Source organism: Streptomyces sp. NPDC001443 (genome assembly GCF_053597355.1).
In genome coordinates this window covers 1-26,011 of sequence record NZ_JBSFIA010000072.1, presented here as the reverse complement: position 1 = coordinate 26,011, position 26,011 = coordinate 1, and the positions used below count along the sequence as shown (strand labels likewise).

The window sequence follows — 26,011 nt, the reverse complement described above, 5'->3', positions numbered from 1 at the left end:
GCCCTCAAGGCTGTTGGGACCACCCCGCCGCCCGGTACGTACTTCGAAAACCTCGCGGACTTCGCCATCAACGACAACGCGACCGTGGAGAGCCCGATCGCCATAACCGGCGTGACCGGCAACGCCCCGGCCACCCTCAAGGTGGGTGTGGACATCAAGCACACCTACATCGGTGACCTGAAGGTCGACCTGGTGGCGCCGGACGGCACCGTCTACACGCTGCACAACCACACCGGCGCCAGCGCCGACAACATCGCCCAGACCTACACCGTAAACGCCTCCTCGGAAGTCGCGAACGGCACCTGGACGCTGCGCGTCAACGACAACGCCGCCTCCGACACAGGCAGGATCGACGCCTGGAACCTGACCTTCTAACGCAGAGCCCGCCAGGCCCTCCAGCGCACGACCTGGAGGACCTGGCGGGCGTGCGGTGGTCCAGGTACGCGAACGCGGCGCTCTTCAGGCGGCGGATCTCGTCACGGTGACGGGCCCGGCCGCGTTCGCCAACTCAGACACGAACTCCGCTCAGCCGGACCCCATCGAGGGGCGCGGGCTGTTCCAGACATAGCTGCTACAGCTCGAACTCCAGGTGCTCGACATCCGTGAAACGGACCTCCTCCAGGCTTCCAGCGCGCCGGCCACCGTCCTGGAAGTAGACCTCCCTGAGCGCCTCGGCGGCGATTTCCCTGAGCTCTTGATCGCTGGCGCCGGCCTGCTGGGCGTCGAAGAGGCGGGCGGCGTACTGCGGCGGGAGGGCGACGGTGAGGTGGCGGATGCGGTCCTGGTCGGTTGACCCGATCGGGGCGGTGTAGCCGAGGCGGGCGCGGGTGTCGATGACGATGCCGCCGGTGGTCGCCGCCTTCTTGCGGGCCCTGGCCCGGATCTGTGGCTGCCAGCGGGCCTTCACCTCACGTTCCAGGCGTGCGGCAAGATCCGGGCGGGGCTTTTTGATCTGGTCTTTGACGTACCGCTCGACGGTGCGCTGGGAGATCCTCAGCATCTGGGCGACCGCCCTGGTGCCGCCCAACTGCTTGACCAGGTAGCGCATCTGCGCGGGCGCGGTCTTGGGCGCCGGGCGGGTGAACGCCCTCTGGACTGCGGCGTCCAGGCCGTCCCCGAACATGCTCATCGTCATCGTCGCCTTTTCCTATTCGCCGCTGTCGGCGTCGGTGACGGTGCCGTCCTTGATGTACCGGGCGAGGTTGAGCTCCGGCGCGTTGAACCGTTCGCGGACCTCCTCGCCCCACAGGACGGACTGGGTGCCCTCGTGCTTGACCAGGCCGGGATTGACGCCGAGCTTAAAACCGCCGGGTAGCGGCTTGCCGTCCCGGTAGGGCAGGAAGTCCAGCGGGCTCTCGCCGCCGGCCGCGTAGACGACGCAGTCGGACAGGACCGCGACCGGGTACTGGCCGGTGAACGCCGCATGCTTGACGATCTTGCGGTGCAGGTTGATCCGGGTGCGGGAGATGACCGCCGCGCGGATGTCCGGCCGCCACGTCGGACGCGACAGCGCCCGCCACGGCTCGCCCGGCCGCCAGCCCTCCCCCCGCGGGCGCTCACGCAGTTTGCCCAGCCCGCCCTTCACCGTCGCCTTGATGGCCGAGACGACGATTCCCAGCTCCGGATCCCGGTCCTTGTAGCCGTCCATCGCCGCCAGGAAGTCGGCCGGGGCGAGGTCGGCGTGGACGCCGAGGTCGGCCATCGTGGCGAGGTAGGCATCGCGCAGCCGGTTGTACCAGCCGTCCAGGTAGCGGCCGTTCTCGTACCGCACATAGGCCTCGACCGGCGTGACGTCGTAGCCGAGCTCCGCCGCGTAGGCGACGGTCGGTGTCGCGTACCAGGCCGGGCCCTCGGGCCGGTCGCCTTTCGGCGTGAACGGGCTGGGCAGCAACGCCACGTCCAGGTCTGCCCACTTGTCCTTGCCGACCCTCACCCGGGACAGGTCCACATGGCTGAGGTCAACCAGCCACGATCCGGGCAGCTTCGCGTCGAACACGGGCGCCGTGACGTGTGTGGGCGCGCCGAGGCCGACGGTCAGGCCGTTGGCGCCGGCGGCGAAGGCCATGTTGACGTCGATGCCGACCAGGTGCCGCTGCATGCATTCGGCGTCGGTGAGCGGCCGCGCCCAGTCGTACGCCTCCTCGAACAGCTTCTCCGCCGGTCCACGGACGTGGAAGCGGGGCAGGTCCTTGAGGAGGGGGTGCCCGTCGGGGGCTTCGCACGGCGCCGGATCGACCGGATCCCTGCCCAGGCTGCCGGGATTGTGCTCGGAGTGGCGCTTGCCGTCGGCGTCCGGGTCGGAGGCCCTGGTCGGCGGGTGCAGCGCGGTCATCAGTTCCAGGCCGGTCACGGCGGTGGATCCGCGTGGTGTCATCACCCGGGACGCGAACGCGCCCAGGACGCGGGCGAGTTCGGCCGGCGCCAGCTGTCCGGCCGCGCCCCAGTGCCGGGTGTCCAGGGCGTGCCAGGACGGAATGCACAGCTGCACGCACTGGCGGTCCGAGCCTTTCGCAGGACGGTAGATCCGCGCCCACGGCCCGAACCCGCGCTTGGTCAGCTGCCACTCGGCGCGCACCAGCTGCTTGACGACCTTGTGGCTCTCCGGGATCCGACCCGCGAGGCGCTCGTCGTCGGCGAGGGTGACGGGCAGATCGTAGCGCTCCAGGGCGGCCTCGGTGAGGACGAGCAGCGGGTCGCCGTCCTTGCCGGGGCCGGACAGCCTCGGCTGGCCAAGCTTCGCCTCTTTCAGTGTCCAGTCCACCAGGGACGGCAGGGACTTGGCGGGCACGTCTAGGATCAGGCCGCCGGTGCAGTACGCCAGCACATGCCCGTCCTCGACATCGACGACCGCCAGCGGCCCGTTCTCGAACTGCGGATCGGCGCCGCCCGCCGGGGTACCGGCCGCCTTCGCATCCGGTCTCCGGGACAGCGGTGTCCGGTTCCTGGCTGGGCGGGCAGCCTGACCGGAGCGCTGCGGGACGTCCGGCTTCGCGGTGACTGGCGGGGTTTGCGGGTCTGTGCCTGCCGGTCCGGAGCGTGAGGTTGCGGACGCGGGTGCGGCTTGCGGGGAGGGCGGGGAGCCGGGATCGGTGCCGGAAGGCGAGGCGGGCGGCGGGTATCGGTGGGCAAGCCCCTCGAGCAGTCTGCGGTAGGCCTCCAGGCGCTCCCCCTTCGGTTCGGCCCGGCCCGCCTCCCACGCGGTGATGCTCGGTACGCGCACACCCAGCGCCTGGGCGACGGCAGCCGGGGTCAGACCGGCCGCCTCCCGCAACCGCACCCGCTCCGTAGGAGCGGGCAGCACGGTGCCGCCGTCGACCGCGGCAAGGAGGGAGTCAACGGCCGAGAACAACTCGTCGGGCTGATGCGTCATCTGCGTTTCTTCCTGCTGCTACCGGACGCCCTGGCGGATCTCTTCGAGGCGTGTCATCAGCCGCTGATAGCGCTGAGAGGCTGCCTGGGAAGAGTTCAGACCCTGATGGGCGGCGATCTGCCGCCAGTCCATGCCGCGGCGCCGCGCCTCGATGACCACCTGGGTCTCCAGCCGGTCCAACTCCTCGCGCATATCCTCGAACAGGCCCAGAGCCGCTCCCACGTCGTCCGGGACCACGCCCGGTTGCTGCCCGTCGTTGCTCTGCTCACCGGCGGCCGCCAGCAGGCGCCCCACGAGCGATGCATCCTGCTCGACACGGCGCGCGGCCGTGGTGTCGTCCCCGAACGCGGGGGCCAGCGCGGACAGGCGGTCACGGGCCTGCTGACGGGAATCACGTGGCATACCCTCACCCTACCGCCCGCAAGCAATGAAACAACGATTCATTGTTCAGTTGACCCAGACAGAGCCGGACGGTGAGCACGGTACGAAGGCTGTACTGCGGCCTTTCAGCGGTCACCCATCCGAAGCGGGAGAACACCGGTGCCCCTCCCCCGCCCGGGACTGCCCCGATGTCCCCGCAGGAGGGTGCAGCGCCCGCACGGCGGCGTGAGTGGTGAGGATGCGGTGGTCGCAGTGGCGCAGCAGATGCACCAGGTCTGCCGACAGTTCGGCGTGGTGCACGACGGTCACGTCCGTGCCGGTGGTGCGATGCAGGGCCACCAGGTCCGCCCAGACGCCCCATCCGATACGGTGCGCCCGCAAAACGGTCAGCCGGCGTACCGCCCCGGCCTTCAGTGCGGCGCATGCTGAGCGCTCCTGCGCCGGTGCGTTGCCGCGGGCCGCGCAGGACGGGGCTCGCAGGGGACCGCCGTCGGCCACCGCGTGCAGGACGTCGTGCCACAGCAGCCGACCACCCCCGCCAACAGTGGGGTGGATGGCGACCCGTCCCGCCGCCGGATGGTGGGCGGCCAGCACCGTGCGGGTGAAGCGCACATCGTCTTCGCGGTCCACGACCACGGTGAAGGGCGAACGACCCGCCGTGCGCAGCGTCTTGCGGGGCGGGCAGCGCCGGGAGGCAGCCGGACCGCACGCCAGCACGTCCACGGCGATCTCACCAAGCGCATTGATCGGATCCAGCAGACCCACCGCAGTCCTCCGCCTCCTCCTCGTATTCCACCGGTACTCCCGTGCACGGGCGATGAGCCACGGGCCGCGTCCAAGCGGGCATCAGGCACAGCTGCCCAGCCGGCCGAACGCCCAGCGCAGGACCTCCCGGTCCACCCGTGGCCGGCCCGTACGCGACAGCGCCAGGCGCACGTGGGCCGTGAGGCGGGCCCAGTCACGGAAGTTGCCGTGGGCGGCATGCTGGTCGGCGAAGGCGATGTCATCGGGGTCGGCGTCGGCCCACACCGGGTGGAACAGCGGGATCGTCTCCCTGACCTCGCCGGGGGTGAGGCGGGTGAAGTGCTGCCAGATGAAGATCCGCGATGCCAGCATGGGCTCGCGGCGCAGCACCGTGTGGCAGCCCTCGCCACCGACGAAGATGACCGCGAGGTGGGTCGAGAGGTCGTCCCACAGGTAGCGGAAGTACTCAAACGCCTCCCCGTTGAGCCACTGAGCCTCGTCCACGAGGAAGGTACGGGGGCGCTCGGCCAGGGCCGTCCTCAGCAGCCGGTCGAACTCACTGGGGTGGCGCGGCGGTGCCCCGGGCAGGTCGAGCGCGGTGAACAGTTCGTAGCGCACCGCCCGGGCGGTAGGCCGGGCACGGAAAGCGAGCCGGCGGACATCCTCGGCAGGTTCGAGTTCGCGCAGGCACATGTTGACGGCCAGGGTCTTGCCGAAGCCGGCCCCGCCGTGGATACACATCATCGCGCGGGCCGCGACCGTGTCGGTGATGTTCTCCCGCGCGGTGAGCAGGGCGCGGGTGGTGACCACGGACGCGTCCGGCAGGCCGACGTACTGGTAGGAGGCCGCGGTCACAGGGTGTCTCCTTCTTCGTCGGCGGTGGGCTGTGCGGTCTGCCCGTCCGGGCCGGGCTGGACCAAGGCAGAATCACGGCCGGACGGCACGGGGACGGGCAGACCCGGTGTGGTCAGCGCGGCCAGGGAAGCAGGGGTGCGCCACCCAGCCGGAGGCGCAGCGGGTGGGACGAGGTCCCGCAGCGCCAGATCCGACAGGTCGGTACCGGCGGACCGGGCGAGTTCGGCCTCCGCCTGCGCGGTGGTCAGCGCGCCGAGCCGCTGAGGGGCGGCGGGCTGGTTCACGGCAGCGTAGCGCTCGCGCCGGGAAGCCTCCAGATCCTTCCTCAGACGGCGGGAGCGGGCGGCCCGCGCCCGCCGTACGGCGCTGATCTGTTCACCGGTGGCCTGGTCGGCCAGGTCCGCAGACCCCAGGTAGCGGCCGGTGCCCGCGTGATAGACCTCGATCCGGTGGTCGTGGTGAGGCATGAAACGGACGCGGACCTGGATCCCGGCCCGTCCGGTCATCCACGCCCCCACGTAATCACGTCTCCTGAAGCGGATGCCGCGGGTGGTCAGCGTGCGGGTGCCGGCGTCCTCCAGGGTGAACGTCCACAGATCCGAGGCGGGCACGTCCCGCAGCGGGGTGGGATCGTCCTGCCACGCCTGAAGCGGGGTCCTGCCCCGCAACGGCGTGGGACGGTGCTCGGTGTTCCACCAGAACGTCCAGTCCAGCAGTCGGGCGGTGAAGTCCTCGAAGCCGAGCAGCACTTCGTCCTTCGGCCGGGAAGCCCGTTTGCCGGGGCGCGGCTGGCGCACGTAGCCGGGCAGCGCGGCCAGGAACATGCTCTCCACCGCCCGGTTCAGGCCCTCCACCGTGCCCTTGAGGTGCGGGGTGTAGGCGGGCAGATCCTCCACGGCGACGTCCAACAGATCGAAAGCGGCGGTCACCGTCCTCGACAGGAAGTCCTTGCCGCGGTCCACCCGCACCTTCTCTGGCAGACCGCCGAACGGACCGTAGGGATCCTCACGCAACACGGCGGAACGCAGCGCAGCCAGCACCGACTCCCGCGACGGATCCCCCGGCGTGACCGCGACACCGATGATCGCGTTCGTCGCGCAGTCGGTGAACCAGGTGATCCACGGTCTGCGGGCCTCGCCCTCGACGTCGACCAGCACCGCCGCCTGGACGTGGTCGGTCTCCCACACCTTGTTACGCCAGGGGCGCGGCCTTGCCAGGAACACATCGTGCTTACGTGCCGCCTGCTCCCCACCCGCGAGCCCGGCCCGCTCCCCCGGCATCAGATCACGGCGGATCGCCCGGTGCAGCGTCGTCAGCGACGGCACGTCTGCGGGCGGGGACTGCCGAGCGGCACGCAGCACCAGCTCACGGTGAACCGCCCGCACGTTCCCCTTCCACAGCGCCAGCAGCCCACGGACCTCGGGCGTGATCGTGAACCTCGCATCGACTCGGGAGCGTGCACCGGGATAGGCAGCTGCGGTCACATCGCTCTGAGCAGCGGCCAGCCAGCGCCACACCGTGCGCTCCGACACCCCCAGCGCGTCCGCCGCCACTCGTACGTGCCCTGCTGTCAGCTTCTTCCCTGCCCGTAGTGCGAGCAGCCGCCGCACGGCCGGACCGCGCAGTGCCGTCCTCGACGCCGCAGGCAGTCCACCGCCTGCGCGGACCGCGTCACCGTCCTCCATGCCAGCTCCCCTCGCGCGGTGGGACGTCGTGTGTTCGCCGGGACCGTGAGCATGTGAGCCCCTGCCCGTTGCAGGAACCCTCCGCTCACAGCGGCGGCGCGACCCGCTTAAACAGCCGCCCCAACAAAGACCGGTCGACGGATACATCAGCGGTGGTGAGCAGCGCGTTCTGCAGATGCGCGGTCAAAGCAGCCCACCTGCGGAACGTGCCGTGCGCGCATGACCGGTCGATCCACCTCAGTTCCGGGGCCGGGACGGTGCGCCACAGCGGATGAAAGCCGACCATCGCGGCCGCTGCTTCCGCTGCGGCAAGGCGTGGAACCTCCTGCCACGCGCCGATGCGCGAGGCCATCTGCGGCAGCCGGGCCAGTGACCGTTCGCTGCCCGCCCCGCACAGCACCAGCGTGATCCGCGTACCCGGGTGGTCCCACAGGCTCTGCAAGTACTCCAGACACGGCACAGAAAGGCGCTGCGCCTCATCGACCACCAGCACCCGGGCCTCACCCAGAGCCCCCGCGACCGCGGCGTCGGCCAGCGCCGACGTGTGCGGGAAGCGGCCCGACAACGCCAGTGCGTCGAACACCGCCCGCCTCATGCCAGCCACCGACGGGCGCACCGGCACCGGCACCCACGTCACCTTCCAGCCCGGAGGAAATCCGTCAAGCACCATCCGCACGGCGGCGGTCTTGCCCCGGCCCGCGTCACCGAACACGCACACTGCGCCCTCCGTCGCGATCGCCTGGCCTACCGCCTCGGCCACCGCCCGCACCGACGACGTCCGCACCAGCTTGGCTCCCGCTGGCAACGCCACACCCGCCGGCGCACCGCTCTCCCCCACCGGGAAGTCCCCGGTCGCCTCTGGTACGAGACTCGGTCGCGGTGGCGCAGACGTCTTCGCCGCGCTTGCCTCACACGACCCGGTCAGGGCGAGGTCAGCCAGCGCATGCCGCGTCTGCTGCTCATCCCGCTCCCGCCGCACCACCGCCCGGTCCGGCAGGACCCTTCCAGCCTGAAGGTCCCGGCGCACCACCCGGTGCAACGACGCCAGCGAGGGCACCTCGCCGTCGGCCTCCTTCAGATGCCGGTGCAGCGCCGCCACATTCCCGCCCGCCTGCGCCAGCACCTCCCACGCCTGGTCGGACAGCTCCAGCCGGGCCCGCGGCCTGCGCTCCGTGCGGCCCTCCGCCCGCGCAGCCTCCAACCAACGCCACACCGTGCGCGCATTTACCCCGCTGACCTGGGCGCCCGCACGCACGTGCGCCGTCGTCAACGCCCCGGCCGCATCGAGCTCCAGCAGCCGCGCAACCAGCACCGGCCTGGACACCCTCAGCCCCGCGGTGACCTCACCCCACGCGCCCGGCTCCCCCACCCCCACACCCTTCCGCCCGCGGAAACCGTCACCGACCACCGTGCCTCCGCGCAGTCCTCGGAAGGATCAGAAGTGCCGTTCTCAAGACAGCGGAGCGGAGTGGGGTGTACCGCCCCACGCCAGCCGTGGCCCTCGCATACACCGCCCCACGCCAGCGACTCCCCCACGCTCAACACCCACCAGCAGCACAAACACCCCGACCTGACATACCGTCACTGACACCAACCCACCGACACCAAACCGGCACATCGCAAACTGGTAGTGCTGGTACTCCGACATGGCCCTCCTCCCCTGTTCCGGTCAAGTCGTAGCAGGGTCGGCGGTCCGGCGCAGCAAAAACGGCGCAGCGCGCGCCGCGGCATGCACACAAAGGCGTTGAGGTTCTCTGATCCGGCCGCTGCCCGATGGCTGCCTCGCTACGGCGGTCGGCAGTCTGTGCTTCGTGGAGCGTGCGGGGTAGTTCGTCGTCCAGACCGTTGGCACGCAAGGGAATCCCGTCATGCCGCCGCCCTCCTCCGGTTCCTCCGGTTCCGGCTTTTGCGCCACTGGCCCCGACGGCGGCAGGCGTCCGGCACCGTCGCCCTGCGCCCCCTGCGCCCCCTGCGCGACCTGGACGCGCCCGAGCTGGACGAGGACGACGACGGGGGCGACGAGCCGGACTAGTAGTGGCCGACCAAGGCCGTAATGAGCTTGCGGGCACTGGCTTTGGTCAGCCGCTTCGCGGCCGTCGCGCACCGCTGCCGGGGAGCGCGCGGAGCGATGTCGCTGCCCCTTGATCACCTTGGCGAACTCGGCGTCGAACCGCTCCTTGCCGGGGACTCTCGCCGCGCCGCCTACGGCAGCGGCAGCGCCCCTGCGAGTCAACCCGCGCGCTTGAGAGCGCGTGAAAAGCCTGTGGCGGCGTCTCCTTTCCGCGTCCGCCAGTGACCAGATGGCCCCTCCGAGCAGCGGGAACACCGGATGCCAGCGGCCTCTGCCTGGGTGGCGATCACAGTTTTGTGGCAGCGGCATGACGGTGCTCGTTGCTGCCCGGCGTTGTTGGCGCGGCATGCGCGTTGTACCAGGGATGAGGGCGATGTGGTGTTCGAGCGGCTTACCGATGCTTACCAGCCGGACAGTGCTGAGGGCGATTGTGGGACCTCCCCCTGAGTGGTGGACACGCTGATACTGGATCTGCTTCCTCCGGAGGAAGCGAGAAGACCGCCGATGGCGATGAAGGATTACTCGGATGAGTTCAGGGCTGATGCGGTGGCCCTGTTCGAGTCCACGCCCGGGGCGACCTACAAGGGAATCGCCGCCGACCTGGGTATCAGCAGGGGCAGTCTGCGCAACTGGGTGCTGCGAGACCGCGAGCGCCGCGGCGTCGGTCCGGACGCTGCCCGGGACACCGGGAGGGCGGCCCGCGCCTCGCAGGCGACGCCGTCCTCGGAACCGGACGAGAGGATCAGGCAGCTCGAGGCCAGGGTGGCCGAGCTCGAGGCGAGTGAGCGCAAGCTGGCGACCGAGCGGGACATACTCCGCAAGGCGGCCAAGTATTTCGCCGGAGAGACGAACTGGTGAGGAGCCGCTTCCAGTTCGTCGACGACCACCGGGACGCCTTCGGCGTGAAGCGGCTCTGCGAGGTCCTGGAGGTGAACAGGTCCAGCTACTACAAGCGGCTGGCCGGCTGCGACGCCAGGACGGCCCGACAGTGGGCCGACCGGCGCCTGGCGGCGAGAATCCGTGAGGTTCACGCGGACTCCGGCGGCGCCTACGGCTCTCCGCGGGTGACCGCGGAGCTGAAGGAGACGGGCCTGCACGTCAACGAGAAGCGGGTCGCCCGCGTCATGCGAACCTTCTCCATCACCGGCATCCGTCTGCGCAGACGCGTCCGCACCACCATCTCGGACCCGGCCGCCTCCCAGGTTGCGGACCTGTTCCAGCGGGACTTCACCGCCGTCGAACCGGGCCGGAAATACATGGGCGACATCACTTACCTGCCCCTGGCGAACGGTGAGTTCCTCTATCTCGCGACGGTGCTGGACTGCTTCAGCCGCAAGGCCGTCGGCTGGTCGATTGCCGACCACATGCGCACCGGCCTGGTTGCCGACGCGTTGCGGATGGCCGCTCGCAACCGCGGCGGCCTGGAGGGCTCCGTGTTCCACTCCGATCACGGGGCCCAATACGGCTCCAGGGTCTTCGCCGACCTCTGCGACCAGCTCGAGGTCACCCGGTCAATGGGCGCGGTCGGCAGCAGCGCGGACAACGCGGCCTGCGAGAGTTTCCACGCGTCCCTCAAACGCGAGACGCTTCAGGGCGCCCGCGACTACGGCGACCCGCTCACCTGCAGGAACAAGGTCTTCGCCTGGCTGACCCGCTACAACACCCGCCGTCGGCACTCCGCCAACGGTCAGTTCAGCCCCAACGAATACGAACGCCGACACCACGCGGCTAAGCTCACGCTCGCCGCGTGATCAACGAAGCGTGTCCACCATCACGGGGGAAGGCCCTGTTGCTGGTGCCATGCCTTGTTCCGCGCAGAGAATGACCAGCAGCATGCACCGCCCGAGGCGGTGTCCGGGCAGGATGCCCCGCCGCTGCGCCTGCGTGTGGTCATGCTGCCGATCGCGGTGTTCACCGTGACGGCCGCGGTGCTGGTGGGGATCCTCGGCTGCGCATGACAGGCGACCGGTGTGCACGCCGAACCGCCCGCAGCGACACGCTCATCCGGTGATGGCGGCCAACGCCGCGCAGGACCGGGCCTTCGGCTGCGCGATCCTGCCGACAGAGCGAGCACCGGACACAAGCTTTGGCCAAAACGAAACCGGGAGCGACATGATCCGTTTCGACCCGCCGACGTGTTCTGCCCGCGTAGCGTGGCCACCGGACCATTCGAGCCGAAAGGACGCGGAATTCGAGTGAACGCCAATGGAGCTGCTCCATCGCACGGCGATCCCTGCGTGACGGCGATTCCCCGCACCATCGCCGCTATCAATGACGCCCTGCCCCTCGTGCGACGTGAAGAGTTTCACGCCGCCGTGACGCACGCCAAGCAAGGCGACGCCCTGGATACGGTGATGAGCACATGGTGGCTTGAGGCCATGTTCGAGGCGGTGCCCGACCGGGATCAACGCCTCGATGACACTGCCGCCGCGGTAGGACTCGTCGAACTCCCGGAGGCGGACGACTGATGCAGCCGGCTTCGACAGGCTGGACGGCGGTCACCCAGGTGACCGCCTCCAAGGTACTCAGACAGATGCGTGATGCGGGCTACGCCGACCTCCACGACAACATCGTCCGGTTTCTCCGGGCCCTGGCGCTGGAAGTAGGCAGCGCAGTGGAATCCGCTAACCCGCCTCCAGGCCTGCCCATGATGATTCGCGGTGTCACCTGGTATAGCCTCCCCGTGCCCAACGATCCCGTCTTTTTCAACTACAGCGTCTATCCGGAACAACAGCAGATCAGGATCTGTGACCTGATCTGGGTTGCGCCTGCATGAACGCTCTCGCCGTTCGGCGGCACACGCCGCAGCGGCGTGTAGCGGCGGGACTGTGAGGGGATCTGGCGGCAGGGTAGATCCGGTTCAGAACAGCAGCCGGGACAGCCCCTCGGCCCCGCAGCCTCTCACCGACCAGCTGAGGGGCCGAGTTCGTGCTCCGCGTGCCCGGTCAGCCGGCCTGGTCGCGGACTGGGCTTGATCCGCTTTGACGGACATCCGAGATCAGGGGTTCTGCCCCGGGAGGATGTCCATCATGGAGAGCATGGGGAAGAAGAAGCCTCGCCCTCGCCGATCGTTCACGCCGGAGTTCAAGGCCGAGATCGTCGAGTTGTGCCGGCACGGTGACCGTTCGGTCGGTCAGATTGCCAAGGACTTCGATCTGACCGAGACCGCGGTGCGTGACTGGGTGAAACAGGCCGAGGTCGACGCGGGCGAGCGGGACGGCCTGACCAGCAGCGAACGCGAGGAACTGGCCGCGCTGCGGCGGGAGAACCGCCGCCTGCGCGAGGACGTCGAGGTCCTCAAGCGGGCCACGGCTTTCTTCGCGAAGGAGACCCGGTGACGGTGCACCCGTTCATCGAGGCGGAGAAGCGTGCAGGTCACAGCGTTAAACGAGCGTGTGAGCTGCTGAAGGTCTCCCGGGCCGCCTTCTACGCCCGCTGTTCCGGCATGCCCGGCCCGCGGGCAGTGCGTGACGCCGAGCTGGCCAGGCAGATCAACGATGTTCATCTGCGATCGCGGGGAACCTACGGTGCCCCGCGCATCCATGCCGAACTCAAGAGGCGGGGCACCGGGTGCGGCCGGCGCCGTGTCGCACGGCTGATGCGGGCTGCCGGCCTGCAGGGCCGACACCGCAGACGACGGCACCTGACGACGATCCCCGATCCGCGAGCTGCCGTGCGGCCTGATCTCGTCGTCCGGGACTTCCAGCCCGACCCCAGCTCGCTGGACACCCGCTGGTGCGGCGATATCACCTACATCGCCACCGCGGAGGGCTGGCTCTATCTGGCGACCGTCATCGACATTGCGTCGCGCCGGGTGGTGGGCTGGGCGACGGCTGATCATCTGCGGACCGATCTGGTCGCCGATGCCCTCACGGCCGCCTGCCGACAGCGTCGCCCCGCCAGCCCGGTGATCTTCCACTCGGACCGCGGCTGTCAATACACCAGCCAGCAACTTGCCCTCTTGGCAGGCCGGTTGGGAGTCCGTCTGTCGGTTGGCCGCACCGGGCAGTGCTGGGACAACGCACTCGCCGAGTCGTTCTTCGCCACGATCAAACGGGAGTTGCTCGACACCACCGTCTGGCCCAGCCGGGCCGCCGCCCGCACCGCGATCTTCGATTTCATCGAGGGCTGGTACAACTTGCACCGTCTGCACAGCAGCCTCGGCTATCGCAGCCCCGCCGAATACGAAACCGCACGCACAACCTGACCACCACGCCAATGGTGTCCGTCAAAGCGGAGCAAGCTCACTTTTTCCCTCATCGCGCGCACCAGAGAAGACACCGTCGCCGGCCATCGCACCCGCGACGCCATCCTGCGAGCACTGGCATCCACCGGCGGCGTCATCACCAGTGCCGGAACCCTCCTCGCCGCTGTCTTCGCCGTTCTCGGAGTCCTCCCTCTCATCGCTCTGACCCAGATCGGCGTCATCGTCGGAATCGGAGTCCTGCTCGACACTCTGCTCGTCCGCACCGTTCTCGTCCCTGCGCTGGTACTCCTCGCGGGCAACCGCTTCTGGTGGCCAGGGCGCCCCGAGACCGCACCAACCTCAACGGCCAGATAGGGTCCAAGCCACTCCAAGCTGTGCAGAGGATTCGTCATGCCTTCAGTCGTGCGACGCCGCACTTCACCGTCACCCGGGCTGCGCACAGAGGCCGGGTGACGGTTTGCTGTTCAACGAGGAATCGCCAGCCGCTCGGCCTCTGCGGAGTCCCCGCCGACGAGCTCCTCGCCCTTGTCCAGGCCGCCGCGGAGCGGATCCGGTCCGCAACCGTGCGCTCGAACACGGCCGCTGGTTCGTCTCCTCCCAGGCCGAGGCCGAAAGCGACCTCGAACGCGTGACGCGCCCGGAAGTGGGCTGGCCGCGTTCGAAGCGGGCTCCGGCCCTCACGAGCACAACCAGGTACGGCACTTTCACGGCCCTCCAGCAGACCTGGACAGGCTCCACGAGCGTGAAGGCCATAACCAGGGCTGCCTCGCGGACGTCGGCGCCCTTGGTGACCTTCGTGCGTAGCCGGACGACGGCGAAGGTCGACTCGACCGGATCCGTGGTCCACAGGCGGAAACCCAGCGCTCGATGGGGAAACCGTAGAACGCCAGCAGTTCAGCGCGATCACTCGGGAAGGAACGCCCTTGACGCCCTTCCCGACGCAAATCCACCGGTGCTGAGCACCACTCCCTTTGAGGCACCCGAACCGAGCCAGTCGCGAGGCTCACGCGGCTGTTCAGCCAGGCAGGCTGCCGCGCACTACGCTCTCACCCGAATGGGCAGGATTGCCGTTGTCCGCCTGTGCGGAGACGTCAAGCAAGGGGTACCCCGAGAGGTCAATTCCCTCAGGGATCGGGAGTACGGCTGTGCCGTTGCGCCCGAGTGCGCCCATGGCTATGAGCTTCTTGTGGCTTCTGTCCATGAGCCAAACCTCGTAGTATCCGTCCGTTTTCGGCAGACCCTCGACAGCCACCATGACTTTCTGACTGGCTTCGGGGCCTTGCAGAAGGCGCACTGTTCCGGTGGCATCCGGGACTGCAAGAGAGGATAGGCGGGTTGTTCGGCTCATGTCGGCGTTCGGTGACTCGCCGTCAAACTGCCATCGTGTGACTACGCTTCCCAGCGCTGCCCCCATCAGGAGACTCAGGATGGCAACCAGCAGGGATGGACGGCTCAGCCAGGTGCGGTCGTGGAAGAGGACATTCCGGCGCGGCACCGACTCACCTCCTGTCTCGGGCTTGTCTTCAGGCTCCCGGGATAACCGTCTCTTGGCTTCCGGCTCGGAGCCCGATGCCAGGTCCAGTTCGGCAGCTATGGCGCGCCACACCGACTCAGGCGGTGCAGTGACGATGTCGTCGGTCGACGCTGCCCGCGCGCAGCGGACCACTGCACGAAGCTGCTCGAGCTCCTGGCGGCACTGCGCGCATCGATAGAGATGCTCACGCTGCTGCGCGGTGGGGAAGGCATCGTGGTCAAGCGCGAACCTAATGATTTCGTAGGCATCCAGATGCTCAGCCATGCTCCCCCTCCGCCACACAGCGGTTGAACGCTGCATCGAGCGCACTCACTTCATCCGGTGCGAGGTCGGCAGCCAACCGCAGCAGCCCAGCCTTAGAGCTGTGCGATTCAAGCACAGGCAGCAGCGTAAGCAAGGCGTGGCTCTCTCTGGCAGCAAACCCCGTCTTCGGTCTGCGCCTGTCACCACGGTCACGTTCAGGTTGCACTGATTACCGCCGCCGTCACAGTCGCAGGGAGGGCGCAGGTGATCAGGGCGAGAACCAGCTCACCGGCCCTGACGAAGGCTGAAGCAAGCAGGTGATCCTTGTCGACCTTTGCAGGGCGGGCAATTGACAAGTTCCAGGTGCGGATGACGGCACGTTGCACGATCGCTTCGTCGCCCACGCGCACGGCTATCAAGCCGGCGACTGCGCTGATGCATTCCGGGCGAGCGGAGCATTCTGCCAGGGGTGGGCCGTAGCGGTACAGACCAGCACGGCCCGGGGCGTGGGGTAGGTCGGCACTGCCGCCCTCAGAGACGCCAACCGGTTCGATACCGGTGCTTGGGCCGAACTCGATCTCGACACACACCGAGACGGCAGCCGGTCCGCTCCCCCAGTGGGCGGGAACGCCGGACGTCGGGGCCGGCGATGCTGTGTTTGGCCTTACCGCGGTGAGTCGCAGCAAGGAAGGGTCGGGTGGCCGGGCGTCGAGGTACGAAGCCGGCAGGAAGCCGTCAATCACGGTTGTCACAGCCAGCACCGCGGCTGTGGAGGGGGCTGGCAGCTCAGGCAATGCCGCATCCATGCACCGCGAGAAGCGTGAAGTCGCGTCGATGTCAGGCACGACTGCCCAGCACCACGGGGCAAGCGGCGAGTGGGCTGCGCCGAGCGTAAGCAGAGCAGAGCTGCACGCGCGAGCGATCGATGTAGTGGGGTTGTTGCCTATCTGCGGTATTTCCGTGCTCATGCCCGACGGCGCAGAGCGCATGGCGATCGGCGCCCGCACCTTCAGCACGAGGTCCTCGTCACCGTCGCTGCCCACGACGTAGAGCATGCCGGTGGTTTCCCCATTCAGGGCGACGCCGGCGAGGTCAACGACAGCGTGGTCGGAGCCGACGAGGGCGGCGTCCGCCGAAACCATCGTGTTCATAGCCACGCGTCCCTCCTACTCGCTCACTTCGTGCGAGCGAGTACAGAGAGTCTTCCTTTGATGCCGGAATGAAGGATGCAGATCGTTGCGGATCGGATGTTGCGCCTCAGGGAGGCGACTATTTCGATGCATTAACGATGCGAATTGCGGTCGCGCAGCGTTTTGAGGGACGTTATTCCAACGATGTTCCTCGATCCGGGAGCAAATCATGGCTACTACTCGGCCCGGGATACCGTTGGGCGCCTCCACGCAGGGCACGTATCATCGGCCTTCGGGTTTGGCCGATGAGCCCGCCCTGGCGCCCCCGCATGAGGAGACCGGTGAAGACGCCGGTCTTGCCCGCCGCTTCTGCGCCGGAGAAGAGCCCGCTCTGGCTGAGGCTTACCAGCGTTGGGGAGCTCTTGTCTTCACACTCGCCCGGCGCTCCCTCAACCACTCGCAGGACGCCGAGGACGTCACACAGCAGGTGTTCCTGGCCGCCTGGCGAGCACGCGCAAGATACCAGCCGGAGCGTGGTGCGCTGGCCGGCTGGCTCGTCGGCATTGCCCGCCATGTCATTGCCGACGCTCACGCAGCCCGGGCCCGGCGAGCGGAGATCGAGAGGGCGTCCGCCGCCCAGCAGGAACGGATCCGGCAGTGGGGTGACGAGAGCGAGGCCGCCGTCAACCGGGTGTTGGTACTGGGGAAGTTCGAGAGCCTGACGCCAGTGCAGCGACGTCTGCTGGGTATGGCCATCTACGGGGACATGACTCAGGTGCAGATCGCCGAGCAGACCGGTCTGCCTTTGGGTACGGTCAAGAGTCACATCAGAAGGGGCTTGCACGCTCTGCGCCGTGTGATGGAGCCGCTCGGCTAACGCTTCCCGTTGAACGTGCAGCCTTCCTTTCTGCCCGGCCGGGTTGGTCAGAACCCGTCGATCGCACGTCGCGGCCACGACCGTCAGGAGCTGAGATGCAGATCGAGGAGACGTCCCTCCACACATATCTGAGCTATCAGGATGCTCCGCGGGCCATGGCCTGGCTCGAGGCACTCGGTTTCGTCGCCTCGACGCGGCAAGACGACGACGCCGGTCGCGTCCTGCATGCTGAGCTGCGGCTTGGCAATGCGGTGGTGATGGTAGCGAGCTCGGATGCCGCCTATGTTGTTCCGCCCCTGCACGGCGCCTCGACCGGCTGTTGGGTTTACCTGGCGTCATCGGACGTGGACGAGCTCTTCGACCGGGCCGTGCAATCGGGCGGGCGCACGGTACTTCCTCCGGAAGACACCGAGTGGGGCAGTCGGCGTGCTCGGGTTCTCGACCCGGAAGGTCGCGAGTGGAGCTTCGGGAGCTACCGGCCGGGAGTAAACGCTGCTCCAGGTTTTAGTCACTCACAGTAATCTGTAGTCGCGTATCTCGATATGTTGGCTTCGTGAAGCTGCCGGAGTGGGCGCGTCAGCAGGGTGTGGGTTGCCAGACGGCCTGGTGGTGGGTGAAAGACGGGGAGATGCCGGTCCCGGTCCGTCAGGCGCCGTCCGGGACGTGGCTGGTCGATGAGGTCGCTGTCCAGGCGTCCGGGCGTGTGGTGGCGTACTGCCGCGTGTCGTCCGCCGGTCGGAAGGCTGACCTTGATCGGCAGGTTGCCCGGGGGGCCGGTGCGAACGGGCGGGGCCTGGTCGTCGCCGAGGTCGGTTCAGGGCTGGACGGGCGGCTCCGCAAGCTGCACGGTGTGTTGTCCGACCCGCAGACCGCGGCGATTGTGGCCGGGTCCCGGCACCGGCTGGCCCGGTTCGGGGTCGAGTACCTCGATGCCGTGCTGTCCGCGTCCGGGCGGCATCTGGTCGTCCTCGACCCCGGCGAGACCGCTGACGACCTCGTAGGGATATCACCGAGGTGCTGACATCGCTGTGCGCCTGCTTGGACGGACAACGGGCGGCGAAGGACCGTGCGGCCCGGGCGGTGGCCGAGGCGACCGCCGAGGGCGAGGCCGTCGGTGAAGAAGTTCCGGCCGCAGTCCGGGTTTGTGGTGCAGGCGTTCCGGTTTGCTAAGGAGGCGTACTCCACCGGTCTGGCGAACGCATCAGCCGCGTTCGACAACTACGCGAAGTCGAAGAACGGCAGGCGGCGCGGCCAGCGTGTGGGTGCGCCCCGGTTCAAGTCGAAGCGGAAGGCGCGTCTGGCCTGCCGGTTCACCACCGGCACCATCCGAGTCGAGCGCGATGGCCGGCATGTCACACTGCCCCGGCTGGGCACGATCCGCACTCACGAGCCCACGGCGAAACTCCTGGCCTATGTCCAGGCGGGGACGGCGCAAATCCTGTCCGCGACCGTGCACCACGAACGCGGACGCTGGTTTGTCTCCTTCCAGGCCGAGGTGAAGCAGGACATCCGGCGCGTGACGCGGCCGGACGTGGCGGTCGGCATCGACCTGGGCTTGAAGACCCTCGCCGTCATGGCCGACAGCACCGGCGAGATCCGCACCGTCCCCAACCCGAGGCACTACGACCGGGCCCGAAGACAGCTGCGCCGCGCTTCCCGGACCGTGTCCCGCCGCCAGGGACCCGACCGCAGGACCGGGCGTAAGCCGTCGAAGCGGTGGGAGAAAGCCAACACGGCCCGCAACCGCGTGCATCACCGGGTGGCCAACCTCCGCGCCAACGCCTTGCACAAGCTCACCACCACGGTGGCCGCCGAGTACGGCACGGTCGTGGTCGAGGACCTCAACGTCGCCGGCATGCTTCGCAAAAGGCGCCTGGCCCGGCGCATCGCCGACGCCGGATTCGGCGAGATCCGCCGCCAGCTGCACTACAAAACCCGCCAGCGCCACGCCAGCCGCCTCGTGGTCGCCGACCGCTGGTACCCCTCCTCCAAGACCTGCTCCGGGTGCGGCACGGTGAAAGCCAAGCTGCCGCTGCACATCCGGACCTACAAGTGCAACACCTGCCACCTGGTCACCGACCGGGACGACAACGCTGCACGCAACCTCGCCGCCCTCGCGGCAGTCTGCATGACTGGTACCGGAGTGGCCGGAGACCAGGACACCCCCGAGCGGGTGTTGAAGCCTCGCGGAGCCGATCGTAAGACCCGCACCACCACCCGCAGCCGCAAGGTCACGAGTGGGCGGGCATGTGGCGCAAACCTGCCGCACCAGCAGCAGGAGGAAACGGGGGACCGTACTCAAGCCGCGCCCCTGACGCTCTGGTGACGAGACGGACCTTCCGGGCCGAAATGCCCGGAATGCTGAGACCTGACTACGAACTCAGCAACGGTGAGCATGTCCTGGGCGGTATCGGCCGGGGCAGGTTCGCGTGCCGTCTGCGCGGGAGATGCTTCGAGACCACTCCTGGCGTGACTTGCCATCGCGGTGAACGGCCGGCCGAGCAGCCGGGGAATCGGAACCCTGGTCAGGTCTCAGCAGCAGGCGAGGTAGAGGGCGCCGGGCTGCTGGTGGGACGGTCTCGGCATCCCGGCTGTCACGGCGCGACGGTCGACGATGGCCGAACAGAGATCACGCTTGTCCTGCACGGCGCGGCGGCCAAGAACCCGTGCTCTTCGCCCGGCGGCGAACCGCTGGTCATGACGGCGTCCGCCGCTTTGTGCGCGGTGAGGCTTGGCAGTGCGGGCCCAGTTCCCCACGTCGATGGCTGCCATGGTCGAGAGCCAGTTACTGAACGGCGTTCGGCTCCCGCCGGTCCGGGCAGTGGCATGTGGCCAGCAGATACCGCTGCGCAGGTGACGTAAGTATGATGGGGCGCCCTCGGAGGGAGCCACTGTCCGAGGCATGGCAGTGCAGTTTCCCGCAATGCCTGCACTTGGGCGCCGTGGAGTTTCGAGCGCAGCCCGTCTTTCGGGCAGCATGAGGCGACGCGGACCGATGCTGTCCGGTCTGTGGGATGGCCCCTCTCGGGACACAGCCGCAGTGAACGGGCGGCTGCTCGCTCAGCAAGGCACGCCCTCGCCTGTCCTCGGATGGCTCGGCATCGACGAGGCCTCCCTCCACGGCTGTAACAGGCGGTACATTTGCTTGAGCAGCAGGTGAATCCTGTACTGTCTCGTGACCGGCAGGACGCCGGGCGCCCGGAGATCGTCGGGCGCTGCGGTCGCCCTGGCGACAGGCGTGATGCCGTCGGCGCATCGCGCGCCGACCGTCCTTTCACCATGTCGTAGAGAGCGCGCATCCAGGGAGGACCGCACTATGAGTGGCACACTGGCCGACGAGATCCGCAGCCGGCTGGGCGATCTCAGTCCCGCCGAACGCAAGGTCGCCCGCGTGCTGCTGGCCGGTTACCCAGCCGCCGTGTTCGAAACAGTCGCTACGATCGCCGAGAGGGCGGCTGTCTCCACTCCCACCGTCCTTCGCTGTGCGTCCCGGCTGGGATATCGCGGATTTCCGGACCTGCAGGCGGCGCTTCGCGCGGAGCTCGACGCCCGCAACGCATCGCCCATCACCCTGTACGAGTCGGCGGAGTCGATGCAGGCCGACGTGCCGGACGCGGCAATGGACCACGACGCGCAGATGAAACCTCGCCTGACACTGCTGCAGCAGGCCTTGTCCAAGACCTTCCACGAGGTGTCCTCGCACGAGTTGGACACTGCCGCCGAACTGCTCAGTGATCCGCGGCGCCGCGTCCACCTGGCCGGCGGCCGGTTCACGCACCTGCTGGCAAACTATCTCGGTCTGCATCTGATGCAGATCCGCGATCAGGTCGCCTTCCTCCCGGACAAAGACGTGGAAAGGACATCGTTCCTCACCCAACTAGCGCGCCGCGACGTGACCGTACTCTTCGACTACCGGCGCTACGAGGACGACATCACGCTCATCGCCGAACTCGCCCGCGAACGGGGCGGGAAAGTCATCGTCTTCACAGACCCCTGGCTCTCCCCCGCCTCGGCGCACGCCGACGTCGTCCTGATCAGCCAGGTCACCTCCGGCTCTGCCTACGACAGCCTCACCCCGACACTCGCAGTCATCGAGACGCTGATCTCGTCAGTGCTCGACCGGCTCGGTTCCGATGCGCACCAGCGCATGAAGGACGCAGAGAGCACTGCCCGGCGCACCGGGCTGCTGTGAACTGAGGCGCACGGCGCGGAGCGGGCCGACGCGCTCGCCCACTGGTTCGCTCGGCGCCGAGTGGGATGTCGGATAGGCCGACGTGTACGCCCGACACCTGGCTCCTCGAGCTCCGCGCCCGCCGCGGCCTCAGCCGCAGTGCGCTGAGTTGGTGATCCGCATTCCGTTGCGCCTCTGGTTGCGGGAGCCGTCATCGCTTGTTCAGGTGGCGGAGTGGGGCGGCTTGGTGATCTTGATGTCGAAGTCAGGGCCGGCCTCGGAGGCAGTGGCGGTCTCGGCCTTCTGTGCGCGGGACGGAGGCGAGCACACAGCCATCGCGTCAGGGAGGTGGGGTTCCGTCTGGATTGGCGGTCGAGCAGAAGGCATCGGTATCGACTGGAGAACTGGCCGCCTTGTGCGACCAGTTACCGAACGAACTCTCCCGCCCTGATGGAGCGCTGCCCAATTGCACTCACGCAACAGCAACCGCCGACAGGCTGCCTGTTGCCCGACGGGATGCGGGCGCGAAGGCGATCCAACTTGATCAGCCCTGTCACCCCAGGGGTCGAAGGGTCACATAATGATACTAAATAATGCAAAAATGTTTTAGCTGTAAATTTTAAAATCTTTTTGCGGCTTTTCGGGATCATGCATCCGTACTGCTCTCCGACGGAGAAGATGCGGCGTGCCCCGCAGGCGGGCGCTTCCACTTGCCGAGGGGAGGCAGACAATGAAATTCCAGGACGACAGCACCACCGGTGCGAGTGTGACGACCGGTGCACTCGCCCGGAAACTCGGCATCTCCCCCACCACCCTGCGCTCCTGGGACCGACGCTATGGACTCGGGCCGGCGACGAGAATCAGTGGCCGCCACCGACGCTGGACCGTCGAGGACGTCGCGATGGTGGACGAGATGTGCCGTCTCACCGCGGACGGTATACCTCCCGCCGAAGCGGCACGCGCGGCTAAGGCCCACGCGGCGGGACATGCCCCGCGCCGGGCGCCCTACCGCCCGCCGGCGCCCGCCGGCAAGCCGTTTCCCGGACCGGCGGCAAGCCCGGCGGGATCGGCCCCTGGCACGGCGGAGGCCCGACGGCGGCTTCGTGGCCTGGCCCGTGCAGCGGCTCGGATGAACGCCGAGGCAGTACATGAGCAGGTCACGGATGCCATCAAGTCCTACGGCCTGGTCCCGTCCTGGGAAGAGGTGCTGAGCCCCGCCCTGCGGGCAGCAGGGCGTAAGTGGAAATCCTCCGAAGATCAGTATGTAGAGATAGAGCATTTTTTGTCTTGGCACATCTCGACGGCGCTGCGCCATGCTTACGCTGACTTCACCCTCCAGAGGCGGCCTGCGGATACACGCCCGGCACTGCTGGCCTGCTTGCCCGGCGAGCAGCACACTCTGCCCCTGGAAGCTTTGTCAGCCGCGCTGGCGGAACGCGGACAGCGCGTTCTGATGCTCGGCAGCAGCGTCCCGATTGAAGCCATTGAGGCCACCGTGTTGCGGATCAACCCCGCCTGTGTGGCTCTGTGGTCACAGACCCGCACCACCGCCGACGTTCCGCTGGCCCGTCACATCGCGGCCGTCCGCTGGGGCATCAACGGTGCCCGCATCTGCAGCCGTGTGCTTCTCTGCGGGCCGGGATGGGGTTTGCGCACTGAGCCTGAACTCGTGCGTCCGCACGGCTTGGGCGACGCAGTGAGGGCGATCGGCTCTGCGAGCCGCCTCGACGCCGACGCAGTGCCATCCTCCGAGCAGAGCCATCAGCACTCGAACTGAGTCGAACCCCGGGTGCTCCCAGCGGCACGCAGAGCGGGAGCAGCAGACAAACCGGACGCCGTCCCGATTGACACAGATCAGGGCGGCGCCCGGACCAGCTCCCGCTTCAGCTTCGGATCACAACGAGAGCCGGTATCCCCTGCGATCTGTGCTTCTGTGCGTGGCTCGTCGCCGGATGCATGTTGGGAAGATTTTGTCGAAGGGCATCCAAGGGGCTCTCTCGGACCGAACATGTAAGTGCACTACGTCCCGTTATGTCTCATTTTCGGCATCGGGATTGACCTCTCCTACAGCCCGAGGAGTATCCATGATCGTCAAGAAGCTGCACGAAGCCGGCCTCAAGAGCGAGCATGCCTACCTTGCCGCCACCGCCTCGATCGGCCTCTCGCTCGCGTCCTGGCTCGCCTCCAACAGGAACGAGAGTCTGGAACGCGCCGACCGATGGGGCATCTTCGTCGGCGAGTGGGCCCCCACCTTCTTCGGCCTGGGTCTCGCCTTGGCGCAGTACGAGGACACACCCAAGGCCCAAACCGCCGCGTCATCAAACGGCGGCCCTCACGAGATGTAGACCACGAGCAAGTCGCTGTCCCTGCCCGGCAGGACCTTTCCTGCGCAAGGGCCGGTCTCCGGGAGCCACGCCGACAACCGGACGACGGTATCCGTGAACACCTGAGCGTGCCTGTCCGTGACCGTTGTCGGCTGCCTCCCGGGCGCTGCGTCCTTCGCAAAGCGTGTGATCACTTTGCGAGATGCTGCGCTGGTGCCGAAAGCCCGCCCGATTCCCGGGCGGGCTTTCTGCGCAGTGCTACCAGTGGCGCGTCGAGCAGCCGGACGGCCCACCATCGGGTCCTGTGTGAAGCCGTGGCAGGACACGCTGGGCAGCCGCGTCCCGGGCCGTGCCTCTGGCCGGCTGACAGCCTCGACAGGACCGGCCCAGATCCTTTGAGCGCTGCAGAGGAGCGCCTCCCGGTCACCGCCTGCGGCTGGGCGATGTCGTCAGGGAGACGGGAGAGCCGAACCGCACCGGGACACCGGGGGCGAACAGGACGCTGTCCGGCTCGGCTCGCAGCGGAGTGATCCCCGCGGACTGCAGCGGGGCGACATCCCAATCGAAGGGATCGCAGCGCTTGAAGGTCCACATCGGGTGCGCGACCGGCATGTAGTACGACCGTGTCAGCCTCCGTCCGTGCAGACCCCAGCGATAGGCCAAAAATTTGTCCAGGGGCCTGGGCGTGACGACGTCGTCCGAGACCTGGAGCCACACATGGCTGCCGGGCCCGTCGGGTCCACGGCCCCGCGTGCGGTACAGCAGACGGCGCCCGTACCACTGACGGGAAACACGCGACCAGCGATAGGGCAGCCCGAAGCCCGAGCGTGCGGCCAGAACTGGCAGCAGCCGATCGCAGTCCAGCGACAGGAACACGACGCCTCGGCGCCCACTTGCATCCTTGCTGTACAAGCGCACGTTGACCTCGTTGAACGTGCCCAGGTAGGGCAGCGGCGGTCCGTGTCCGAGAGCAAGATCCTCCATGTGAAAGAAGACGAGGCCTGCATACGTGCGCCCGTGATGCAGGTCAGGGACTGTTCCGGTTGGCAGGTAGCGGGCGGCCTCGAAGGGGTCGATCTCCCAGTGCAGGAAAACCAGATCGCGCCAGAACTGGTCGAACAGAACATGGCGAAGGCGGTGGGGCGGCAGAGGGGTGAGCGGCTCTGCGCGACGGATGTGCCGGGCCCCGGGCCGCATCCCCTGGAAGTCAGTCATCCGGGGCTCCAGGACCAAAACGAAGAACCTCTGCTCGCCGTTGAATCGATGCGGAACGAGCACGGATCAGTACAGCAAGTACCAGCGCGGCAACGCGTCCCCCCGGGCCGCACGGCTCAGGCATCTGCCTCTCCAGCCCTTTGATGCAACCCCTCATCGTGCATCCCTTCCGACGGCCGACCGGACCTCGTCGGTCTGGGGGCCCGGCGGCGACCTGCCTCGACACGTGGATCATTCGGCTGAAGTCGGCGGGACGGTTGCACCGCCCGCCTGACTCCCTGCCCTGAGCGATGTCGTGCCCGTCAATAGGCCCTGTTCACCTGCGACGCCAGAGGGTCATCTTCTCCGGGCTCTTCGCTGACGCCCTGCTCGCCACTCATGCGCCGCGTTGGACCGCACCCTGATGAGGGTCGTCGAGCAGGGCGAGAAGGCGGCCCTGATCGGCGGCACGCTCATCGCTAGGGCCTGTCGTTTGGATCAGCGAGAGCGTTGTGGAGTGCGCCAACAAAATGGAATGTGGCCAGGGCGGTGGCGGTTTGACCAAGTAAACTGCGCCGGTGGACGCATCATCAGCGAGTCGGCTTGAACGGCTCCTGGGGCAAGCTCGGACCACTCTGCTTGACTTGGGGCTCCAGCCTGAGATCGACGTGCAGCCCTCCGATCGTTGCTGGCTCTTGTACATCAGCTGGGACGGGAACGCCCCGGACTCGTCGACGCTTCAGGTGAGCCCCTTCACCAACTTGGTTCGCGTGCTCGACCCCGACGGTGAAGACCTGACTGAATGTGAATGGGGCACGTATCTGGCCCTCCGAGCAGGAGGCGACGGCCCGCATAAGGCGTTGGTACGCGCCCGACGCCAGCATCGGCAACGTGCAGGAAGTTAGTCGCTTTCGTTTGGATCAGCGTGCTGACCAGAGGAAGATGCCCGCCATGTGGAGTCCGGCGAGGTATATGGTCGCGGTCTTCTCATAGCGGGTGGCGATGCCGCGCCACTGCTTCAGGCGGTTGATGCACCGCTCGACGGTGTTTCGTCGCTTGTATGCCTCCCGGTCGAAGGCCGGTGGCCGGCCGCACCGGCTGCCCCGTCGCAGCCGGTGCCCTTGCTGGTTGGTCATGTCCCGTGGGGTGGTGTAGTCACGGCAGCTGTTTCGGTTCCGGTTGTGGGGTGATCTGCGGTTCGGGTTCGTCCGGCTCGGTGGTGAAG

General features: G+C 68.0%; 25 protein-coding genes and 3 pseudogenes. 16 read left to right on the top strand and 12 right to left on the bottom strand.

Features of this window, described 5'->3' with window-relative positions; all coding sequences use genetic code 11:
• On the top strand, positions 1-375 hold a 375-nt coding region (locus ACWC24_RS40345; RefSeq protein ID WP_450667893.1), incomplete at its 5' end, for a proprotein convertase P-domain-containing protein.
• A gap of 196 nt (positions 376-571) precedes the next feature.
• Here the strand turns inward: ACWC24_RS40345 and tpg are convergent.
• From tpg to ACWC24_RS40310, 7 genes are all read right to left on the bottom strand, one after another.
• On the bottom strand, positions 572-1,129 hold the full coding sequence (gene tpg, locus ACWC24_RS40340; RefSeq protein ID WP_450667896.1) for a telomere-protecting terminal protein Tpg: 558 nt from the start codon (positions 1,127-1,129) through the stop codon (positions 572-574).
• An 18-nt stretch (positions 1,130-1,147) separates the two neighbouring features.
• Entirely contained in the window at positions 1,148-3,370 is a 2,223-nt protein-coding gene (gene tap, locus ACWC24_RS40335; RefSeq protein ID WP_450667892.1) for a telomere-associated protein Tap, read from the bottom strand.
• Between the two features lie 18 nt (positions 3,371-3,388).
• Complete coding sequence (locus ACWC24_RS40330) at positions 3,389-3,772, bottom strand: hypothetical protein (protein ID WP_450667891.1); 384 nt, start codon at positions 3,770-3,772, stop codon at positions 3,389-3,391.
• A 111-nt stretch (positions 3,773-3,883) separates the two neighbouring features.
• The gene (locus tag ACWC24_RS40325) at positions 3,884-4,516 is read right to left on the bottom strand and encodes a hypothetical protein (RefSeq protein WP_450667890.1); all 633 of its coding nucleotides are present in this window, start codon (positions 4,514-4,516) and stop codon (positions 3,884-3,886) included.
• An 81-nt stretch (positions 4,517-4,597) separates the two neighbouring features.
• A complete protein-coding gene (locus ACWC24_RS40320) occupies positions 4,598-5,350 on the bottom strand; it encodes an AAA family ATPase (protein ID WP_450667889.1) in 753 nt (250 codons plus the stop codon).
• Positions 5,347-6,960 (bottom strand): Mu transposase C-terminal domain-containing protein, encoded by a 1,614-nt coding sequence (locus ACWC24_RS40315; protein WP_450667895.1) that lies wholly within the window; start codon positions 6,958-6,960, stop codon positions 5,347-5,349. The genes ACWC24_RS40320 and ACWC24_RS40315 overlap by 4 nt, the downstream gene beginning before the upstream one ends.
• Positions 6,961-7,120: 160 nt before the next feature.
• Entirely contained in the window at positions 7,121-8,347 is a 1,227-nt protein-coding gene (locus ACWC24_RS40310; protein ID WP_450667888.1) for an AAA family ATPase, read from the bottom strand.
• A gap of 594 nt (positions 8,348-8,941) precedes the next feature.
• Between ACWC24_RS40310 and ACWC24_RS40305 the strand changes: the two genes are divergently transcribed.
• The 8 genes from ACWC24_RS40305 (at position 8,942) to ACWC24_RS40270 (ending at position 13,667) form a co-directional block, all read left to right on the top strand.
• Positions 8,942-9,067 (top strand): hypothetical protein, encoded by a 126-nt coding sequence (locus ACWC24_RS40305; protein ID WP_450667887.1) that lies wholly within the window; start codon positions 8,942-8,944, stop codon positions 9,065-9,067.
• Between the two features lie 543 nt (positions 9,068-9,610).
• A protein-coding gene (locus ACWC24_RS40300; RefSeq protein ID WP_450667886.1) for an IS3 family transposase occupies positions 9,611-10,857 on the top strand; the annotation gives its coding sequence in 2 pieces (ribosomal slippage) (positions 9,611-9,950 and positions 9,950-10,857; 1,248 coding nt in all).
• Between the two features lie 54 nt (positions 10,858-10,911).
• Positions 10,912-11,064 (top strand): hypothetical protein, encoded by a 153-nt coding sequence (locus ACWC24_RS40295; protein WP_450667885.1) that lies wholly within the window; start codon positions 10,912-10,914, stop codon positions 11,062-11,064.
• Positions 11,065-11,301: 237 nt separating this feature from the next.
• The gene (locus ACWC24_RS40290) at positions 11,302-11,574 is read left to right on the top strand and encodes a hypothetical protein (protein WP_450667884.1); all 273 of its coding nucleotides are present in this window, start codon (positions 11,302-11,304) and stop codon (positions 11,572-11,574) included.
• The gene (locus ACWC24_RS40285; RefSeq protein WP_450667883.1) at positions 11,574-11,882 is read left to right on the top strand and encodes a hypothetical protein; all 309 of its coding nucleotides are present in this window, start codon (positions 11,574-11,576) and stop codon (positions 11,880-11,882) included. The genes ACWC24_RS40290 and ACWC24_RS40285 overlap by 1 nt, the downstream gene beginning before the upstream one ends.
• A gap of 253 nt (positions 11,883-12,135) precedes the next feature.
• Positions 12,136-12,444, top strand: coding sequence for a transposase (locus tag ACWC24_RS40280; protein WP_450667882.1), 309 nt, complete (start codon positions 12,136-12,138; stop codon positions 12,442-12,444).
• Complete coding sequence (locus ACWC24_RS40275) at positions 12,441-13,313, top strand: IS3 family transposase (protein ID WP_450667881.1); 873 nt, start codon at positions 12,441-12,443, stop codon at positions 13,311-13,313. Before ACWC24_RS40280 ends, ACWC24_RS40275 begins: the two co-directional genes overlap by 4 nt.
• A 51-nt stretch (positions 13,314-13,364) precedes the next feature.
• Entirely contained in the window at positions 13,365-13,667 is a 303-nt protein-coding gene (locus ACWC24_RS40270; RefSeq protein ID WP_450667894.1) for an MMPL family transporter, read from the top strand.
• A 297-nt stretch (positions 13,668-13,964) separates the two neighbouring features.
• On the opposite strand, the pseudogene ACWC24_RS40265 reads toward ACWC24_RS40270, so the two are convergent.
• The 3 genes and pseudogenes from ACWC24_RS40265 to ACWC24_RS40255 form a co-directional block, all read right to left on the bottom strand.
• Positions 13,965-14,218 (bottom strand): annotated as a pseudogene (locus ACWC24_RS40265) (IS256 family transposase); the annotation flags it as partial.
• A gap of 110 nt (positions 14,219-14,328) precedes the next feature.
• Positions 14,329-15,111, bottom strand: a complete 783-nt coding sequence (locus tag ACWC24_RS40260) for an anti-sigma factor domain-containing protein (protein ID WP_450667880.1) — start codon at positions 15,109-15,111, stop codon at positions 14,329-14,331.
• Between the two features lie 194 nt (positions 15,112-15,305).
• Positions 15,306-16,247, bottom strand: coding sequence for a hypothetical protein (locus tag ACWC24_RS40255; RefSeq protein WP_450667879.1), 942 nt, complete (start codon positions 16,245-16,247; stop codon positions 15,306-15,308).
• Between the two features lie 271 nt (positions 16,248-16,518).
• Between ACWC24_RS40255 and ACWC24_RS40250 the strand changes: the two genes are divergently transcribed.
• The 7 genes and pseudogenes from ACWC24_RS40250 (at position 16,519) to ACWC24_RS40220 (ending at position 23,613) form a co-directional block, all read left to right on the top strand.
• Entirely contained in the window at positions 16,519-17,097 is a 579-nt protein-coding gene (locus ACWC24_RS40250; protein ID WP_450667878.1) for an RNA polymerase sigma factor, read from the top strand.
• Between the two features lie 95 nt (positions 17,098-17,192).
• The gene (locus ACWC24_RS40245) at positions 17,193-17,618 is read left to right on the top strand and encodes a VOC family protein (protein ID WP_450667877.1); all 426 of its coding nucleotides are present in this window, start codon (positions 17,193-17,195) and stop codon (positions 17,616-17,618) included.
• Between the two features lie 32 nt (positions 17,619-17,650).
• Positions 17,651-18,267 (top strand): annotated as a pseudogene (locus ACWC24_RS40240) (IS607 family transposase).
• Entirely contained in the window at positions 18,212-19,423 is a 1,212-nt protein-coding gene (gene tnpB, locus ACWC24_RS40235) for an IS607 family element RNA-guided endonuclease TnpB (RefSeq protein ID WP_450667876.1), read from the top strand. The pseudogene ACWC24_RS40240 and the gene tnpB overlap by 56 nt, the downstream one beginning before the upstream one ends.
• Positions 19,424-20,413: 990 nt before the next feature.
• Positions 20,414-21,289, top strand: a complete 876-nt coding sequence (locus tag ACWC24_RS40230) for a MurR/RpiR family transcriptional regulator (RefSeq protein ID WP_450667875.1) — start codon at positions 20,414-20,416, stop codon at positions 21,287-21,289.
• A 709-nt stretch (positions 21,290-21,998) separates the two neighbouring features.
• Positions 21,999-23,045, top strand: coding sequence for a MerR family transcriptional regulator (locus ACWC24_RS40225; RefSeq protein WP_450667874.1), 1,047 nt, complete (start codon positions 21,999-22,001; stop codon positions 23,043-23,045).
• Between the two features lie 307 nt (positions 23,046-23,352).
• Positions 23,353-23,613, top strand: coding sequence for a hypothetical protein (locus ACWC24_RS40220; protein WP_450667873.1), 261 nt, complete (start codon positions 23,353-23,355; stop codon positions 23,611-23,613).
• A gap of 402 nt (positions 23,614-24,015) precedes the next feature.
• On the opposite strand, the gene ACWC24_RS40215 is transcribed toward ACWC24_RS40220, so the two are convergent.
• Both ACWC24_RS40215 and ACWC24_RS40210 read right to left on the bottom strand, forming a co-directional pair.
• The gene (locus tag ACWC24_RS40215; protein WP_450667872.1) at positions 24,016-24,807 is read right to left on the bottom strand and encodes a YqjF family protein; all 792 of its coding nucleotides are present in this window, start codon (positions 24,805-24,807) and stop codon (positions 24,016-24,018) included.
• A gap of 899 nt (positions 24,808-25,706) precedes the next feature.
• Positions 25,707-25,901, bottom strand: a pseudogene (locus tag ACWC24_RS40210) (IS5/IS1182 family transposase); the annotation flags it as partial.
• Between the last annotated feature and the right edge of the window lie 110 nt (positions 25,902-26,011).

What these genes read in the sequence shown, in the direction of transcription:
- ACWC24_RS40280 (WP_450667882.1), top strand. Translation starts at nt 12,136, where the DNA reads ATGGAGAGCATGGGGAAGAAGAAGCCTCGCCCTCGCCGATCGTTCACG.
- ACWC24_RS40225 (WP_450667874.1), top strand. Translation starts at nt 21,999, where the DNA reads ATGAAATTCCAGGACGACAGCACCACCGGTGCGAGTGTGACGACCGGT.
- tpg (WP_450667896.1), bottom strand. Translation starts at nt 1,129, where the DNA reads ATGAGCATGTTCGGGGACGGCCTGGACGCCGCAGTCCAGAGGGCGTTC.
- ACWC24_RS40285 (WP_450667883.1), top strand. Translation starts at nt 11,574, where the DNA reads ATGCAGCCGGCTTCGACAGGCTGGACGGCGGTCACCCAGGTGACCGCC.
- ACWC24_RS40230 (WP_450667875.1), top strand. Translation starts at nt 20,414, where the DNA reads ATGAGTGGCACACTGGCCGACGAGATCCGCAGCCGGCTGGGCGATCTC.
- ACWC24_RS40215 (WP_450667872.1), bottom strand. Translation starts at nt 24,807, where the DNA reads ATGACTGACTTCCAGGGGATGCGGCCCGGGGCCCGGCACATCCGTCGC.
- ACWC24_RS40260 (WP_450667880.1), bottom strand. Translation starts at nt 15,111, where the DNA reads ATGGCTGAGCATCTGGATGCCTACGAAATCATTAGGTTCGCGCTTGAC.
- ACWC24_RS40245 (WP_450667877.1), top strand. Translation starts at nt 17,193, where the DNA reads ATGCAGATCGAGGAGACGTCCCTCCACACATATCTGAGCTATCAGGAT.
- ACWC24_RS40220 (WP_450667873.1), top strand. Translation starts at nt 23,353, where the DNA reads ATGATCGTCAAGAAGCTGCACGAAGCCGGCCTCAAGAGCGAGCATGCC.
- tap (WP_450667892.1), bottom strand. Translation starts at nt 3,370, where the DNA reads ATGACGCATCAGCCCGACGAGTTGTTCTCGGCCGTTGACTCCCTCCTT.
- ACWC24_RS40330 (WP_450667891.1), bottom strand. Translation starts at nt 3,772, where the DNA reads ATGCCACGTGATTCCCGTCAGCAGGCCCGTGACCGCCTGTCCGCGCTG.